The organism is Streptococcus mitis, from assembly GCF_965111735.1.
Lineage (GTDB): Bacteria > Bacillota > Bacilli > Lactobacillales > Streptococcaceae > Streptococcus > Streptococcus mitis_DR.
On sequence record NZ_OZ217346.1, the window covers coordinates 609,806 to 624,944 of the forward strand.

Annotated in this window: 12 protein-coding genes and 1 pseudogene; 11 read left to right on the forward strand and 2 right to left on the reverse strand. The window is 41.4% G+C overall.

The genetic code is table 11. The annotated features are described in order from the left end of the window. The first annotated feature begins 179 nt into the window (after nucleotides 1-179). From ACLV7W_RS03040 to ACLV7W_RS03060, 5 genes are all read left to right on the forward strand, one after another. The gene (locus ACLV7W_RS03040; protein ID WP_001050081.1) at nucleotides 180-554 is read left to right on the forward strand and encodes a DUF1149 family protein; all 375 of its coding nucleotides are present in this window, start codon (nucleotides 180-182) and stop codon (nucleotides 552-554) included. Between the two features lies 1 nt (nucleotide 555). Beyond that, on the forward strand, nucleotides 556-1,404 hold the full coding sequence (locus ACLV7W_RS03045; protein WP_125454996.1) for a DegV family protein: 849 nt from the start codon (nucleotides 556-558) through the stop codon (nucleotides 1,402-1,404). Nucleotides 1,405-1,792: 388 nt separating this feature from the next. Further along, nucleotides 1,793-2,560, forward strand: a complete 768-nt coding sequence (gene dapB / locus ACLV7W_RS03050; RefSeq protein ID WP_411865415.1) for a 4-hydroxy-tetrahydrodipicolinate reductase — start codon at nucleotides 1,793-1,795, stop codon at nucleotides 2,558-2,560. After that, the gene (locus ACLV7W_RS03055) at nucleotides 2,557-3,756 is read left to right on the forward strand and encodes a CCA tRNA nucleotidyltransferase (protein ID WP_153199119.1); all 1,200 of its coding nucleotides are present in this window, start codon (nucleotides 2,557-2,559) and stop codon (nucleotides 3,754-3,756) included. The genes dapB and ACLV7W_RS03055 overlap by 4 nt, the downstream gene beginning before the upstream one ends. Then, entirely contained in the window at nucleotides 3,753-5,624 is a 1,872-nt protein-coding gene (locus tag ACLV7W_RS03060) for an ABC-F family ATP-binding cassette domain-containing protein (protein ID WP_411865416.1), read from the forward strand. Before ACLV7W_RS03055 ends, ACLV7W_RS03060 begins: the two co-directional genes overlap by 4 nt. A 20-nt stretch (nucleotides 5,625-5,644) precedes the next feature. On the opposite strand, the gene mntE is transcribed toward ACLV7W_RS03060, so the two are convergent. Then, complete coding sequence (mntE, locus tag ACLV7W_RS03065; RefSeq protein WP_411865417.1) at nucleotides 5,645-6,844, reverse strand: CDF family manganese efflux transporter MntE; 1,200 nt, start codon at nucleotides 6,842-6,844, stop codon at nucleotides 5,645-5,647. 306 nt (nucleotides 6,845-7,150) lie between these two features. Between mntE and ACLV7W_RS03070 the strand changes: the two genes are divergently transcribed. From ACLV7W_RS03070 to yaaA, 5 genes are all read left to right on the forward strand, one after another. Beyond that, the gene (locus ACLV7W_RS03070) at nucleotides 7,151-9,847 is read left to right on the forward strand and encodes a cation-translocating P-type ATPase (protein ID WP_411865418.1); all 2,697 of its coding nucleotides are present in this window, start codon (nucleotides 7,151-7,153) and stop codon (nucleotides 9,845-9,847) included. A gap of 113 nt (nucleotides 9,848-9,960) precedes the next feature. Then, a complete protein-coding gene (locus ACLV7W_RS03075) occupies nucleotides 9,961-10,371 on the forward strand; it encodes a peptide deformylase (RefSeq protein WP_060627775.1) in 411 nt (136 codons plus the stop codon). Nucleotides 10,372-10,382: 11 nt separating this feature from the next. Beyond that, nucleotides 10,383-11,978: a hypothetical protein gene (locus tag ACLV7W_RS03080; protein WP_084923771.1), complete on the forward strand. Its 1,596-nt coding sequence runs from the start codon at nucleotides 10,383-10,385 to the stop codon at nucleotides 11,976-11,978. 65 nt (nucleotides 11,979-12,043) lie between these two features. Continuing rightward, the gene (locus tag ACLV7W_RS03085) at nucleotides 12,044-12,208 is read left to right on the forward strand and encodes a YczI family protein (protein ID WP_192851961.1); all 165 of its coding nucleotides are present in this window, start codon (nucleotides 12,044-12,046) and stop codon (nucleotides 12,206-12,208) included. Between the two features lie 78 nt (nucleotides 12,209-12,286). Beyond that, on the forward strand, nucleotides 12,287-13,015 hold the full coding sequence (yaaA, locus tag ACLV7W_RS03090) for a peroxide stress protein YaaA (protein WP_238096632.1): 729 nt from the start codon (nucleotides 12,287-12,289) through the stop codon (nucleotides 13,013-13,015). Nucleotides 13,016-13,062: 47 nt separating this feature from the next. Here the strand turns inward: yaaA and ACLV7W_RS03095 are convergent, their stop codons facing one another. Then, the gene (locus ACLV7W_RS03095; protein WP_261009069.1) at nucleotides 13,063-14,547 is read right to left on the reverse strand and encodes a M protein trans-acting positive regulator PRD domain-containing protein; all 1,485 of its coding nucleotides are present in this window, start codon (nucleotides 14,545-14,547) and stop codon (nucleotides 13,063-13,065) included. Nucleotides 14,548-14,799: 252 nt separating this feature from the next. On the opposite strand from ACLV7W_RS03095, the pseudogene ACLV7W_RS03100 reads away from it, so the two are divergent. Next, a pseudogene (locus ACLV7W_RS03100) lies at nucleotides 14,800-14,853 on the forward strand (YSIRK-type signal peptide-containing protein); the annotation flags it as partial. Nucleotides 14,854-15,139 lie beyond the last annotated feature (286 nt).

Consider the following 15,139-nt stretch of genomic DNA (forward strand, 5'->3'; position numbering starts at 1 on the left):
AGCAGAATGTCAAGACTGGGACAAGGGAAATCCTAGTTTTTTTTCTTGCTTGGGGGTCTCTCTCATAGGGTTTGAGGTTTTCTAAAAAATTTTACCACTTACCTAAATCTTAGAAAACTAGATGAAAATAAAAAATTATGGTACAATAGCTTATAATATTGTAGCCAAGGGAGAAAGACATGAATCTTAAACGTGAACAAGAATTTGTTAGTCAGTATCATTTTGATGCGCGTAATTTTGAATGGGAAAATGAAAATGGAGCTCCTGAAACTAAGGTGGATGTGAACTTCCAATTAATTCAACATGACCAAGAAAATCAAGTGACTTCCTTGATTGTTGTCTTGAGTTTTATGATTGTATTTGATAAATTTGTTATCAGTGGAACTATTTCTCAGGTGAACCATATCGATGGCCGTATTGTTAACGAACCAAGTGAATTGAACCAAGAAGAAGTGGAAACCTTGGCTCGTCCATGTTTGAACATGCTCAACCGTTTGACTTACGAAGTAACTGAAATTGCATTAGACTTACCAGGAATCAATTTGGAGTTCTAATATGAAATTAGCTGTTATCACAGATTCCTCTGCCTATCTCAGTGCAGAGGCCTTGCAAAGAGAAGATTTATATGTCTTGGATATTCCTGTCAATATTGATGGTGAGGAGTATGTCGAAGGTATTAATCTGACTGCTGAGGAATTTTACCAAAAAATGGCTCAGGCTTCTGAATTGCCTAAGACCAGTCAACCAAGTATTGCCAAGTTAGATGAGATTCTAACTTCGCTCAAAGAACAAGGTTATACACATGCTTTGGGGCTTTTCCTATCTTCTGGAATTTCAGGTTTTTACCAAAATATCCAGTACATGGTCGATGACTATGAGGGCTTAACCATTGCCTTCCCAGACACTTTGATTACAAGTGCTCCTTTGGGTATCATGGTTGAAAGTGTCTTTAACTGGCGAGACCAGGGCGATGATTTTGCTATCATTCAGGATAAGCTAGCTATTCAGATTAGTCATACATCTGCTTTCATCATGGTGGATGACTTGGACCATTTGGTTAAAGGGGGACGCCTTTCAAATGGAGCTGCGATTTTGGGCAATCTGCTAAGCATTAAGCCAATCCTCTATTTCAATGATCAAGGTGTGATTGAAGTGTACGAAAAAGTTCGTACTGAAAAGAAAGCAGCCAAGCGTTTAATTGAGATTATCAAGGAAGCCACAGCTTCAGGCAAATACCGTATCATTGTCATTCACGGAAATGCTCCTGAAAAGGCTGAAGAATTGCGTCAGCACTTACTTGAATCTGGAGTGGGTACAGATATTTCACTTGCTACATTTGGTAGTGTCATTGGAACACACCTAGGAGCAGGAAGCATTGCTTTAGGTTATATTCCAGTGATTTAGTTGGTGCTTTTGAGCTAGTTAAGAAATCTTGTATCTTAGAGATTGAACACGGACCACCTGCCTCTTGAAAAAAGATGACTGTTTTTCCTTTCGTGGAAAGTCAGCGCCATTCCCTATTTTTCATGGGCAGCTAAGGTCCTTTGTATCTTGATAATTGAACACGCCTGGAACCCTGTGTGAAAAAGATAGTTCTTCCAAGGAGTATCTACTCCTTGATCAGAACTCCTATTTTCACTTTGTGTTCTTGCAGGCTTTGTATCTTAGAAATTGAACACGGACTACCTGCCTCTTGAAAAAAGATGCCTGTCTTGCCTTTCATGGAAAGTCAGCGTCATTCCCTATTTTTCAAGGGCAGCTAACGTCCTTTGTATCTTAGTCAGGAGTAGATATGAGTATTCGAGTAATTATTGCTGGTTTTAAGGGAAAGATGGGCCAGGCTGCTTGTCAGATGGTCTTGGCTGATCCAGACTTGGACTTGGTAGCAGTTTTGGATCCTTTTGAGTCTGAGTCAGAATGGCAGGGTATTCCTGTTTTCAAGGATAAGGCTGATTTAGCAGGCTTTGAAGCGGATGTCTGGGTAGATTTTACTACTCCAACTGTTGCCTACGAAAATACACATTTTGCTCTTGAAAATGGCTTTGCTCCAGTAGTTGGAACAACAGGTTTCACAAGTGAAGAAATTGCAGAGCTAAAAGCATTTTCTCGTGAACAAAATTTGGGTGGCCTGATCGCTCCTAACTTTGCCTTGGGTGCTGTTTTACTCATGCAATTTGCAAGGCAGGCTGCCAAATATTTCCCAAATGTGGAGATTATCGAGCTCCATCATGACAAGAAAAAGGATGCTCCGAGTGGAACAGCTATTAAAACAGCTGAGTTGATGGCAGAAGTTCGAGAGTCTATTCAGCAAGGTGCAACAGATGAGGAAGAACTCATTGCAGGTGCTCGTGGTGCTGACTTTGATGGCATGCGGATTCACTCAGTTCGTTTACCAGGCTTGGTAGCACATCAGGAAGTCATCTTTGGCAATCAGGGAGAAGGATTGACCCTCCGTCATGACTCCTATGATCGTAGCTCCTTCATGACAGGGGTGAATTTGGGAATTAAAGAAGTTGTCAAGTGTCATGAGCTTGTTTATGGATTAGAACACTTATTATGAGATTAACGCAAATGCCTTCTGAATTTCAGAAGGCTTTACCAGTATTAGAAAAAATTAAAGAAGCAGGTTTTGAGGCCTATTTTGTTGGGGGTTCTGTTCGAGATGCCCTCCTCAATCGTCCTATCCATGATGTGGATATTGCGACGTCTTCTTATCCAGAAGAAACCAAGCAGATTTTTCCGCGAACAGCCGATATCGGAATCGAGCATGGAACTGTCTTGGTCTTAGATGGGGACGAGGAGTATGAGGTGACTACTTTTCGGACAGAAGATGTCTATGTGGACTATCGCAGACCCAGTGCGGTTTCCTTTGTTCGCTCGTTAGAAGAAGACCTCAAGCGCCGTGATTTTACAGTCAATGCCTTTGCCTTGGACGAGACAGGAGAAATCATTGACTTGTTTCATGGTTTAGAGGATTTGGAAAAGCAAGTCTTACGAGCAGTTGGAGTGGCAAGTGAGCGTTTCAACGAAGATGCTTTGCGGATTATGCGTGGTTTTCGTTTTCAGGCCAGTCTTGGCTTTGAGCTTGAGTCAGAAACCTTTAAAGCTATGAAGACCTTGACGCCACTTTTGGAGAAAATTTCTGTAGAGCGTACCTTCGTTGAGTTTGATAAACTCTTGCTGGCTCCATTTTGGAGAAGGGGCTTGGCTTCCATGATTGAGAGTCAAGCTTATGATTATCTCCCTGATATGGAATCTAGCCAGGACAAGCTTAACAGACTGTTTGATTTAGAGACTGATTTCACCTTTGAATCTTCAGAGCAAGCCTGGGCGGCTCTACTGTGGGCTTTGGAGATTGAAAATGCGCAGCCATTTTTGAAGGCTTGGAAGACCTCACGTCAATTTGCCAAGCAGGTACAAGATTTGCTGACTATTTTGGCTTTGCGTGAAAAGGGAGAATTGAGCAAGCGCGATTGTTATCGCTTTGACTTGGATTTACTTTTACAGGCTGAAAATCTTCGACAGGCTCAAGGAAAAGAAGTCAACCTACAAGCTATCACAGAAACTTACCATAGTTTGACCATTCATGATAAGAAAGAAATCCAAATCAACGGTGGTATTTTGATCAAGGAATATGGTTATCAGCCGGGCCCAGACTTGGGAGATATTTTAACAGAGATTGAATATGCCATTGTCGATGGAGAATTGAAAAATGACCGTCAAGCCATCCATGCTTATCTAAGGGAGAAAAAATGAGTGATTTTATCGTTGAAAAACTAAGTAAATCCGTTGGTGACAAGACCGTTTTTAAGGATATTTCCTTTATTATCCATGACCTAGATAGAATTGGTCTGATTGGTGTCAATGGAACGGGCAAGACCACCCTTTTGGACGTCCTTTCTGGTGTTTCTGGATTTGATGGGGATGTCAGTCCCTTTTCAGCTAAGAATGATTACCAGATTGGTTACTTGACCCAAGATCCTGATTTTGATGATAGCAAGACAGTCTTGGATACGGTTCTCTCCAGCGACCTCAAGGAAATCCAGCTCATTCGTGAATATGAGTTGATTATGCTCAACTATAGTGAGGACAAGCAGGCGCGTTTGGAACGAGTCATGGCAGAAATGGACTCTCTCCAAGCTTGGGAAATTGAGAGTCAGGTCAAGACCGTTCTCAGCAAGCTGGGGATTCAGGACTTATCCACTCCTGTTGGGGAATTGTCAGGTGGTCTAAGAAGACGGGTCCAGTTGGCGCAAGTTCTTCTTGGCAACCACAACCTTTTGCTTTTGGATGAGCCGACCAACCATCTGGACATTGTGACTATTGAGTGGCTGACCCTCTTTTTAAAAAATTCTAAGAAGACAGTTCTCTTTATCACTCACGATCGTTATTTCTTAGACGCTTTGTCAACACGGATTTTCGAGTTGGACCGAGCAGGCTTAACAGAATATCAGGGCAATTATCAGGACTATGTTCGCCTAAAGGCGGAACAGGATGAGCGCGACGCGGCTCTACTTCATAAAAAGGAACAACTTTATAAGCAAGAATTGGCCTGGATGCGCAGACAACCGCAGGCGCGTGCGACCAAGCAGCAGGCTCGTATCAATCGTTTCCACGACCTGAAAAAGGAAGTTTCAGGCGGCGTTGCTGAGACAGACTTGACCATGAACTTTGAAACTAGTCGGATTGGGAAAAAGGTCATCGAGTTTCAGGATGTTTCTTTTGCCTATGAAAATAAGCCCATTTTGCAAGATTTTAATCTCTTAGTTCAGGCTAAAGACCGTATCGGAATCGTTGGGGATAACGGTGTGGGAAAATCAACCCTACTCAACCTGATTGCAGGCAGTCTTGAGCCGACAGCAGGACAAGTTGTGATTGGGGAAACTGTTCGCATCGCCTATTTCTCTCAGCAAATTGAGGGCTTGGATGAAAGCAAGAGAGTGATCAATTACCTGCAGGAAGTGGCAGAAGAGGTTAAGACTAGCGGTGGTACTACAACTTCCATTGCAGAGTTGTTGGAGCAGTTCCTTTTCCCACGTTCGACGCATGGAACCTTGATTGAGAAATTGTCAGGGGGAGAAAAAAAACGTCTTTATCTCCTCAAACTGCTCTTGGAAAAACCAAATGTTCTTCTCTTGGACGAACCGACAAATGACCTAGATATTGCGACCTTGACAGTTTTGGAGAATTTCTTGCAAGGTTTTGCTGGTCCAGTTTTGACAGTTAGCCATGACCGTTATTTCTTAGATAAGGTAGCGACCAAGATTCTCGCTTTTGAGGATGGCAAGATTCGTCCTTTCTTTGGTCATTACACCGACTATCTTGATGAAAAAGCCTTTGAAACAGAGATGGCCAATCAAGTTCAAAAAGCCGAAAAGGAAAAAGTCGTCAAGGTTCGAGAAGACAAGAAACGCATGACCTACCAAGAAAAGCAGGAGTGGGCAAGCATTGAAGGCGATATTGAAGCCTTGGAAAACCGTATCGCTGCTATTGAAGGGGAAATGCAGGTAAACGGATCTGACTTCGGCAAACTAGCTACTCTTCAAAAAGAACTGGATGAGAAAAACGAAGCACTCCTTGAAAAATACGAACGCTATGAGTATCTAAGTGACTTTAATAGTTAAAAGAATAGAAAAATCCCGTCTCATGACAGGATTTCTCTATTCTTTTTTGTTTCTTGGTGAAAGATATTTTGCCAGGTTTCGTGGCGACGCCAGATACTGGTATGGATGATACCATCTAACTCATAGGAGATGAGTTTGGTCTTTTGACTGATGGAAGTGATTTGGATGTCCTTGATAGCAGAATTCAAGTCTTTTTCGGCTGTATAGGCCTCTTTATCCATCTGCTCTCCATCTTGCCGAATATAGACAAAATCATCAGCCAAGAGTTCTTCCAGTTGATTTCCTTGGTCAATCAATTGTTCGCGCATCAGCAATTTTTTGTAGACATTGTCTAAAATTTCATCCTCAGGGATAGGTGCTGGCTCGATATGGACATCGGTATCAAAGACGCCAAAACGTTCCTCCAGCATAGACTCGACTTGATCCGCGATTTCATGACTCTCAAAAACAGACAGGTCAGGGTTCATCTCTAGCGTAATATCCAAGTAGATGTTGCTACCGTAGGTGCGACCTCTTTGCGACTTAACCTTGCTGATTTTGGGAATTTCCATAATGGCTTTTTGATATTCCTCAAGCAGACGGTCATCAAATCCATCTGATAGGCTAAAGGAAGACTCAATGAAGATATCATAGGCAGTTTTCAAAATAAAGAAAGTGATGATGATAGCGACCAGTTTATCCACAATGGGATAATTGAAACTGCTGGCCAGGATGGCAATGGTAGTACCAAGTGAGGTGACAGCATCAGAAAGATTGTCCTTGGCGGCAGCCTTCAGTGCCTTGGAGTTGGATTTCTTACTGAGGCGAGTGTTATAGAGATAAACCACAAACATAATCGCTGCAGAAATGATTCCTAGAGTTGCGCCCAGAGGATCAATGACCGTTTCTTCCCGGCTGAGAATCTTTTGAATGGTATCCCTCAGCACATCAAAGCCAACATAAAACATGATGATGGAAGTGACTAAGCTAGCCAAATCTTCAATCTTCCAGTGACCAAAACGGTGGTCACGGTCTGCAGGCTGGCGTGCCATTCGAATCCCAATCAAGAGGGCCACATTTCCAATGATATCGGATACGTTATTGAAACCATCTGCCACCAAACTGGATGAATCAAGAAGGTGGCCAGTTGCTAATTTGGCTGCAGATAAGAGCAGGTAGGTCGAAATACTGATGATGGCCCCACGCTCAGCTAACTTGAGATTTGAAATAGATTGCTTCATTCAACTTCCTTTCTAGTCATATAGCATTCTACCATTATACTGGTTTTCAAGGGAAAATTCAAATAAGGCAGTTTTTGCTCTTTAAAAACTTTTCAAAATTTGGTATAATAGTACTACTCAAGGGAGTAGCTGGCAGAAACCTGTGATAGTGTCGTCATTCCGAATTTTATACTGAAAAGTATGTTTTCCGGCCCTATCTTAAACAGCGAGACTTGTTATGATTAACAGGGCTCTTTTTGTTTGTCGTGAAAAGATACGATGAGAAAAAGAGAGTCTGTTTTGCACACAATGTCAAGGAGGAGACACATGTCAAAAGAACAAAAACGCCAAGCGTTTTACACTCAAAGTCCTGAAGAGGTTTTGAAGGCTGTGGATGCGACCGAGCAAGGTTTGTCATCAAGTGAGGCGGAAAAGCGCCTTGCCGAATTTGGCCACAATGAACTCGAAGAGGGTGAGAAACGATCAATCCTGGTCAAATTCATCGAACAGTTTAAGGATTTGATGATTATCATCCTAGTTGCGGCAGCTATCTTGTCAGTCGTGACTTCTGGTGGAGAAGATATTGCAGATGCCATCATTATCTTAGCCGTGGTTATCATCAATGCTGCCTTCGGTGTTTACCAAGAAGGAAAAGCAGAAGAAGCCATTGAAGCCCTCAAATCTATGTCCAGTCCAGCTGCTCGCGTTCTTCGTGATGGGCATATGGCGGAGATTGACTCTAAAGAATTGGTACCAGGAGATATCGTTGCCCTTGAAGCTGGTGACGTGGTGCCAGCAGACCTACGTTTGCTTGAAGCCAACTCTCTTAAAATCGAAGAAGCAGCTCTTACAGGTGAGTCTGTTCCAGTTGAAAAAGACTTGTCAGTCGAGCTTGCTGCAGATGCTGGTATTGGTGACCGTGTCAATATGGCCTTCCAAAACTCTAACGTAACCTATGGTCGTGGTCTTGGTGTTGTTGTCAATACAGGTATGTACACGGAAGTTGGTCATATCGCTGGCATGCTCCAAGATGCGGATGAGACGGATACACCACTTAAACAAAACTTGAACAACCTTTCTAAGGTCTTGACCTATGCAATCTTGGTCATTGCCCTTGTTACTTTTGTAGTGGGTGTTTTCATTCAAGGTAAAAATCCACTTGGTGAGTTGATGACCTCTGTTGCGCTTGCTGTTGCAGCTATCCCAGAAGGGCTTCCAGCTATCGTGACCATCGTTCTTGCCCTTGGTACTCAAGTTTTGGCCAAACGAAACTCTATTGTTCGTAAGTTGCCAGCAGTAGAAACACTTGGTTCAACTGAAATCATTGCTTCTGATAAGACTGGTACGCTGACCATGAACAAGATGACCGTCGAAAAAGTCTTCTACGATGCAGTTCTACATGACTCAGCTGATGACATTGAACTAGGTCTTGAAATGCCTCTTCTACGTTCAGTTGTCTTGGCCAATGATACGAAAATCGATGTGGAAGGAAACCTGATTGGTGACCCTACTGAAACAGCCTTCATCCAGTATGCCTTGGATAAGGGTTACGATGTCAAAGGTTTCTTAGAGAAATATCCACGCGTGGCTGAGTTGCCATTTGACTCTGACCGTAAGCTCATGTCAACGGTTCACCCATTGCCAGATGGTAAATTCCTTGTGGCGGTTAAAGGTGCGCCAGACCAACTTTTGAAACGTTGTGTTCTTCGTGATAAGGCTGGGGATATTGCTCCGATTGATGAGAAGGTTACAAACCTCATCCATACAAACAACTCTGAAATGGCCCACCAAGCCTTGCGTGTCCTTGCAGGTGCTTATAAGATTATTGACAGCATTCCAGAAAACCTGACTTCTGAAGAGCTTGAAAATGATTTAATCTTTACTGGTTTGATTGGGATGATTGACCCTGAACGCCCTGAAGCTGCTGAGGCTGTTCGTGTAGCCAAGGAAGCTGGCATCCGTCCAATCATGATTACGGGTGATCACCAAGACACTGCAGAAGCTATTGCCAAACGTTTGGGAATCATTGACGCAAATGATACAGAAGGCCACGTTTTAACTGGTGCTGAACTCAACGAACTATCTGATGAAGACTTTGAAAAAGTAGTTGGTCAATACTCTGTTTATGCCCGTGTGTCTCCAGAACACAAGGTTCGTATCGTCAAGGCTTGGCAAAAACAAGGTAAAGTCGTTGCCATGACAGGTGACGGTGTCAATGATGCTCCGGCTTTGAAAACAGCAGATATCGGTATCGGTATGGGAATCACTGGTACAGAGGTTTCTAAGGGGGCTTCTGACATGATTCTTGCAGATGATAACTTTGCGACTATCATCGTCGCAGTTGAAGAAGGACGTAAGGTCTTCTCAAACATTCAAAAGACTATTCAGTATCTACTTTCTGCCAATACTGCTGAAGTATTAACTATCTTCCTATCAACCTTGTTTGGTTGGGACGTCTTGCAGCCAGTTCATCTTTTGTGGATTAACTTGGTAACGGATACCTTCCCAGCTATCGCTCTAGGTGTTGAACCTGCGGAGCCTGGTGTCATGAACCATAAACCACGTGGACGCAAGGCAAGCTTCTTCTCAGGTGGTGTTTTGAGTTCTATCATCTATCAAGGTGTACTCCAAGCAACTATTGTTATGAGTGTTTATGGTCTTGCGATTGCTTACCCAGTTCATGTGGGTGACAATCATGCCATTCATGCAGATGCCCTAACTATGGCCTTTGCAACCCTTGGTTTAATTCAGCTCTTCCATGCCTACAATGTGAAATCTGTTTACCAATCCATCTTAACAGTTGGCCCATTCAAGTCTAAGACCTTCAACTGGTCTATCTTGGTATCCTTCATCCTTCTTATGGCAACAATTGTCGTAGAACCGCTTGAAGGAATCTTCCACGTAACCAAACTAGACTTGTCACAATGGGGAATCGTTATGGGCGGAAGCTTCTCAATGATTATCATCGTCGAAATCGTTAAGTTTGTTCAACGTAAACTTGGCTTTGATAAGAATGCGATTTAAAAAAAGTCATCTTCGGATGGCTTTTTGCTACAGTTGAAGGAAAGGGCTTGCAGTTATCGGCTTTTGTGCTATAATTGCTATAATATAGTAAAAAGTAAGAGGAGTGTGAGGAAGTGGAAAAGAAAATTGTGAAGGATATTTTGTTTTTATCTCAGGTATCTCAGCCGGCAAGTCAGGATGATCTGTATCTTGCCAGAGATTTACAGGATACGCTTTTAGCCAATCGTGAGACCTGTGTCGGTCTGGCTGCCAATATGATTGGGGTGCAGAAGCGCGTGATTATTTTTAATCTTGGCTTGGTTCCTATGGTCATGTTTAATCCTGTTCTCAAGTCTTTTTCAGGACCTTATGATACAGAAGAAGGCTGTTTGTCCTTGACAGGTGTGAGACCCACTAAGCGTTATGAAACTATAAGGGTTGCCTATCGTGATAGCAAGTGGCAGGAACAGACCATCACCTTGACAGGCTTCCCAGCCCAGATTTGTCAGCATGAACTGGATCACTTGGAAGGACGAATCATTTAGGAGGAAAGCAAATGAAACGAATAGTCTTTGAACTTATTTTTATCGCAACGACCTGGTATATCTTTTTACCGCCTCTTAACCTGACCAGCTGGGAATTTCTCTTTTTCCTCTGTGGGCATTTGCTGCTTGTAGCAATCTTATTTGGTTTTGGCAAGGGAATCAATCTGGTCAAAACAGTTCACGTGCGTCATGGCAAGGCGGAAGCAGCCTTAAATTTTGAGGGTTTCAAAATCAATCGGTTAGGGAAAATCCTTTTAGCTTCTATTGGAGGAATTCTTCTCTTAGCAGCCTTGGTTTCCTTGGTAACTTCTAGCATTTTTCAGGCTAAAAATTATGCCAATGTAGTCACAGTTACGGAAAAAGACTTTACTGAATTTCCTAAGACTGATACCAGTAAGGTTCCTATCTTAGATAGAAGTACCGCTGAAAAAATTGGTGACCGCTACTTGGGTTCCCTAACAGATAAGGTGTCGCAGTACGTAGCGGCAGACACCTATACCCAATTGACGATTGATGGGAAACCTTATCGAGTTACGCCACTAGAATACGCAGATCCTATCAAGTGGTTTAACAATCAGGCCAAGGGAATCGGCGAATATATTAAGGTGGACATGGTAACCGGAAATGCGGACTTGGTGGACTTGAAGACACCAATCAAGTATTCGGACTCGGAGTATTTTAACCGCGATGTCAAGCGTCACCTGCGCTTGAAGTACCCAACCAAAATCTTCAAGACTCCATCTTTTGAGGTGGACGATGAAGGTAATCCTTTCTATGTGGCTACGGTTTACCAAAAGCAATTTGGACTTGCGGTTCCCCGTCCTGTTTCAGTCATTATCTTGGATGCTACAAATGGAGAAACCAAGGAATACAGCTTATCAGAAGTCCCAGAATGGGTAGACAGGGTCTATCCAGCTGAGGAAACCATTGAGCAAATCAACTATAACGGCAAGTACAAGGATGGTTTCTGGAATGCCATGATTTCCAAGAAAAACGTGACCCAGACTACCAAGGGCTATAATTACTTGTCTATCGGCAATGACATCTATCTCTACACAGGTGTGACATCGGCCAATGCAGATGAAAGTAATCTTGGTTTCATTCTTGAAAATATGCGAACAGGAGAAATCACTAAGTACAGCTTGGCTTCTGCGACCGAAGAATCAGCCCGTGAATCAGCCGAAGGTGCTGTCCAAGAGAAATCCTACAAGGCAACCTTCCCAATCCTCATCAACCTTAATGACAAGCCTCTTTACATCATGGGTTTGAAGGACAATGCTGGCTTGGTCAAAGAGTATGCTCTGGTAGACGCAGTCGAGTACCAAAACGTTATCGTAGCTACGACAGTGGAAGAGATGCTCAGCAAGTACGCCAATAAAAACGACCTTGAAATTGACAATGCAACGACAGAAAGCATCAAGGGAGTAGTAGCAGACCTCAAATCAGCTGTTATCAAGGGAGACACCGTCTACTTCTTTAAAGTTGATGGCAAGATTTACAAGGTTAAGGCCTCAGTATCAGATGACCTGCCTTACCTTGAAAATGGTAAAAACTTTGAAGGTCAAGTAGGAAAAGACAATTATCTCAAGACCTTTAAAGTTCAGTAAAAACAGCTTTATTTAAGAAGTATATGCTATAGTAAGGTAAATTAATACTAATGGAGGACAAACAAATGGGTTTTTATGTGATGATTGCTTCAATGCTACTCGGACTGCTCGCTTTGAAGATAGGTTTTTCTCAGTTCAAGGAGAAAAAAGATAAACTTTTATCTATCTTAACAAGCTTAGCAGGCATATCCCTTGTTCTCGTGGCTGTCTGGTTAGGATGGCCGAAATAAATAGAGAAACCTCGGTCAAACCGAGGTTTTTCAGATGAATTTCTTGGTAGCGGCTAAAAAATATGCTACACTATTAATATGAAAATTTTAATCCCAACAGCAAAAGAAATGAACACAGATTTGCCAAGTATTGAAGCCACTCCTTTAAAACCAGAAAGTCAGGCCGTGCTGGATGCCTTGGCTCTCTATTCTGCTAGTCAATTGGAGAGTTTTTACAAGGTATCAGCCGAGAAGGCGGCGGAAGAATTTCAAAATATCCAAGCTTTAAAAAACAAAACTGCTCAACACTACCCAGCCTTGAAACTTTTTGATGGGCTCATGTACCGCCATATCAAGAGAGATAAGTTGACCGAGGCAGAACAAGCCTATCTTGAAAATCATGTCTTTATTACTTCGGCTTTGTACGGAGTCGTTCCAGCCTTGTCACCTATGCCACCTCACCGTTTGGACTTTTTGATGAAGTTAAAAGTCGCAGGTAAGACTTTGAAGAGCCATTGGAAGCAAACCTATGATGAAGCTATGAATGGTGAAGACCTAATTTTCTCTCTCTTGTCATCCGAGTTTGAGACTGTATTTTCTAAGGAAATCAGAGGAAAAATGGTGACCTTCAAATTCATGGAGGATAGAGGTGGTCAGCTGAAGATTCATTCAACTATTTCAAAGAAAGCGCGTGGTGCTTTCCTGACAGCCCTGATACAAAATCAAGTACAGACGGTGGAGGAAGCTCGTCGCTTAAGCTTTGCAGGGTTTACCTACAGAGAAGATTTGTCACAGCCACAGGAATTGGTTTTTGTTAAGGAAGTATAGAAATCAGGTAAGAGAAAAAGTCAGCAGGACCCTGCTGACTTTTTAGTTTATAAAGTATTGGATATATGAATCTCATTTGATAAAGTGTTGAGGTGATTAACCAAATCCATGATTGACAGATGGTTTCGGCAAATAAACTTCTTAGTAATCCCTGGAATATAGAAATTAGACACGATGATATCGTAATCTGTCTGATTTAAAATCTCAGGACTTGTTTGTAATTCATCCCAAATATCGAAGGTAAAGCGGTTATTACAGTAATAGGAAAGCATATCAACAAAGGTAAGGGATATAGCATGGTCAAAGTTACTGATAATCAAAACCTTGATAGGTGGTCGATTTTCTAACAACTGAGTAGAGAGGTTTTCAGCATGGGTTAAGATGGTGTACATCAGGTGTTCCAACTGTTCAGGATGGTCATGCTGTCCAATTGCTTGACGGTATTGAGCCAGTTCTTGACGTGCACTTCCCATAAAGTCTGGGAAGTAAACTTCAAATTTTTTAATCGTCAATGCTTTTTGTTCAAATAGGATTGGGGTAGAAAAGATTTCCTGTCTTTCAAAGAAAGCAGTGTTGTGTAAATGCCAAATCAGCTCATCGTGGTTGGTAAAAGTAATCTTATATTGTTTTGATAGGCGTTCTAATATTTGACTCAGTAATTGGTAAGAGTATCTTGCTTCACTGTTTTCTTCTAAAGAGTTGAAGAATTCTTGAGGATTTAAGAAAAGATTGTTTTGAATAAAGGATATAAAAATTTGGGCGATGATATCTGGAGTGATTTCAAGTCCCAGTTTTTCAGAGAAATGGACAAGTAGCTCCTCAAAATTTGGAATATTCATCAAAAGAGGGTAGTATTCATCGAAGAAATGATTTGGTAAGTCGATAAAATGACCATTTTTGACGCGGTAAATACTGATAGCTATCATCAATTTGTACATTCTATAAATTGAAAATCGCATTGGATAATTCGTGATTTTATAGAAGAAATCAGCAAACTCTGTTAAATCCTCTTCAGGAAGGTCAGGAAAAGGCCAGTCTAGGAAATAATAGCGCTCAGAAAAGTATTGGGCAAAAAAATAGCGAATATCAGTTTCATTCCCATGTATCTCAGTTGGAGTAAAAGATAATTCAATTTGGAATTGAGAGGATAGATTTTTTGTAATATTTCGACCTAATCGATAGAGATTAGCACTACTTGAGTGAAGATTTTCTATCGTTCGATAAATAGGCAGGCCCTCATTGAAAAACATATATTCTAGTAATTGAAAAGATTGGGAATGAGCTAGAAAATATTGATAAACGTCTTCCACACTAGTGTTAACATCTAAATCAATCATAATTCCGTTAACGGAAGATTGGATGTCAATATTTGGGAAAGCTGTTCGTAATTCATTTAAATCATTTTTTAGGATTCGTTCTGTACATCCTAATTTTTCGGCAAGTGCATGTAACCTTATCCAATTACGATTCTGAATTAAGGTTTCCATTAAACGTAATTGTCTTTGGTCTTTTGTGGATAAAAGGTTGCGCATTTAGGTATTTCCTCCTAAATTATATTGTATCATAATTATGATTCTTTTGTACAAAAAAACAAGAATTAAAAATATGTACATTAAATTCAAAAAAAAAAAAAAAATATGGCTCCATGGTACAAAAATCAGATATATTAATTTCATAGATAATATTGATTAATGGCTCAAATAGTTGTAAAGTGTAAACTATAAATTACTATCTAGGAGTTTGAAATGAAACATTCACATAAGAAATCATTTGACTGGTATAGCATGCAACAACGATACTCTATTCGTAAGTATCACTTTGGTGCGGCTAGTGTCTTGCTCGGGACAGCCTTAGTCTTGGGAACTGCTGCCAATGCGCAATCAGTACAAGCAGAGGAACAACATCCTGAGGCAACTAATAGTGTCTCTGTTGATAAGGATAAGGTAGATGAAGCTACTAAACCAGCAGAAGTTTCTACACCTAAAAAAGAAACAACTTATGCAGCTCCAACTGTTGCTAACCCAGTAGAAACGACTCCAGCTAAAACTGAAGAAGCTACTAGACCAGCAGAAAAAGTTGAAGAAGCAAAAGACAAAAAAGAAGCAAGTCATCAAGATGCTGTTG

Excerpts from the sequence above, each read along its gene's own strand:
- ACLV7W_RS03080 (WP_084923771.1), top strand. The coding sequence starts at position 10,383 with ATGAAACGAATAGTCTTTGAACTTATTTTTATCGCAACGACCTGGTAT.
- ACLV7W_RS03070 (WP_411865418.1), top strand. The coding sequence starts at position 7,151 with ATGTCAAAAGAACAAAAACGCCAAGCGTTTTACACTCAAAGTCCTGAA.
- ACLV7W_RS03040 (WP_001050081.1), top strand. The coding sequence starts at position 180 with ATGAATCTTAAACGTGAACAAGAATTTGTTAGTCAGTATCATTTTGAT.
- ACLV7W_RS03095 (WP_261009069.1), bottom strand. The coding sequence starts at position 14,547 with ATGCGCAACCTTTTATCCACAAAAGACCAAAGACAATTACGTTTAATG.
- yaaA (WP_238096632.1), top strand. The coding sequence starts at position 12,287 with ATGAAAATTTTAATCCCAACAGCAAAAGAAATGAACACAGATTTGCCA.
- ACLV7W_RS03085 (WP_192851961.1), top strand. The coding sequence starts at position 12,044 with ATGGGTTTTTATGTGATGATTGCTTCAATGCTACTCGGACTGCTCGCT.
- dapB (WP_411865415.1), top strand. The coding sequence starts at position 1,793 with ATGAGTATTCGAGTAATTATTGCTGGTTTTAAGGGAAAGATGGGCCAG.
- ACLV7W_RS03055 (WP_153199119.1), top strand. The coding sequence starts at position 2,557 with ATGAGATTAACGCAAATGCCTTCTGAATTTCAGAAGGCTTTACCAGTA.
- mntE (WP_411865417.1), bottom strand. The coding sequence starts at position 6,844 with ATGAAGCAATCTATTTCAAATCTCAAGTTAGCTGAGCGTGGGGCCATC.
- ACLV7W_RS03060 (WP_411865416.1), top strand. The coding sequence starts at position 3,753 with ATGAGTGATTTTATCGTTGAAAAACTAAGTAAATCCGTTGGTGACAAG.
- ACLV7W_RS03045 (WP_125454996.1), top strand. The coding sequence starts at position 556 with ATGAAATTAGCTGTTATCACAGATTCCTCTGCCTATCTCAGTGCAGAG.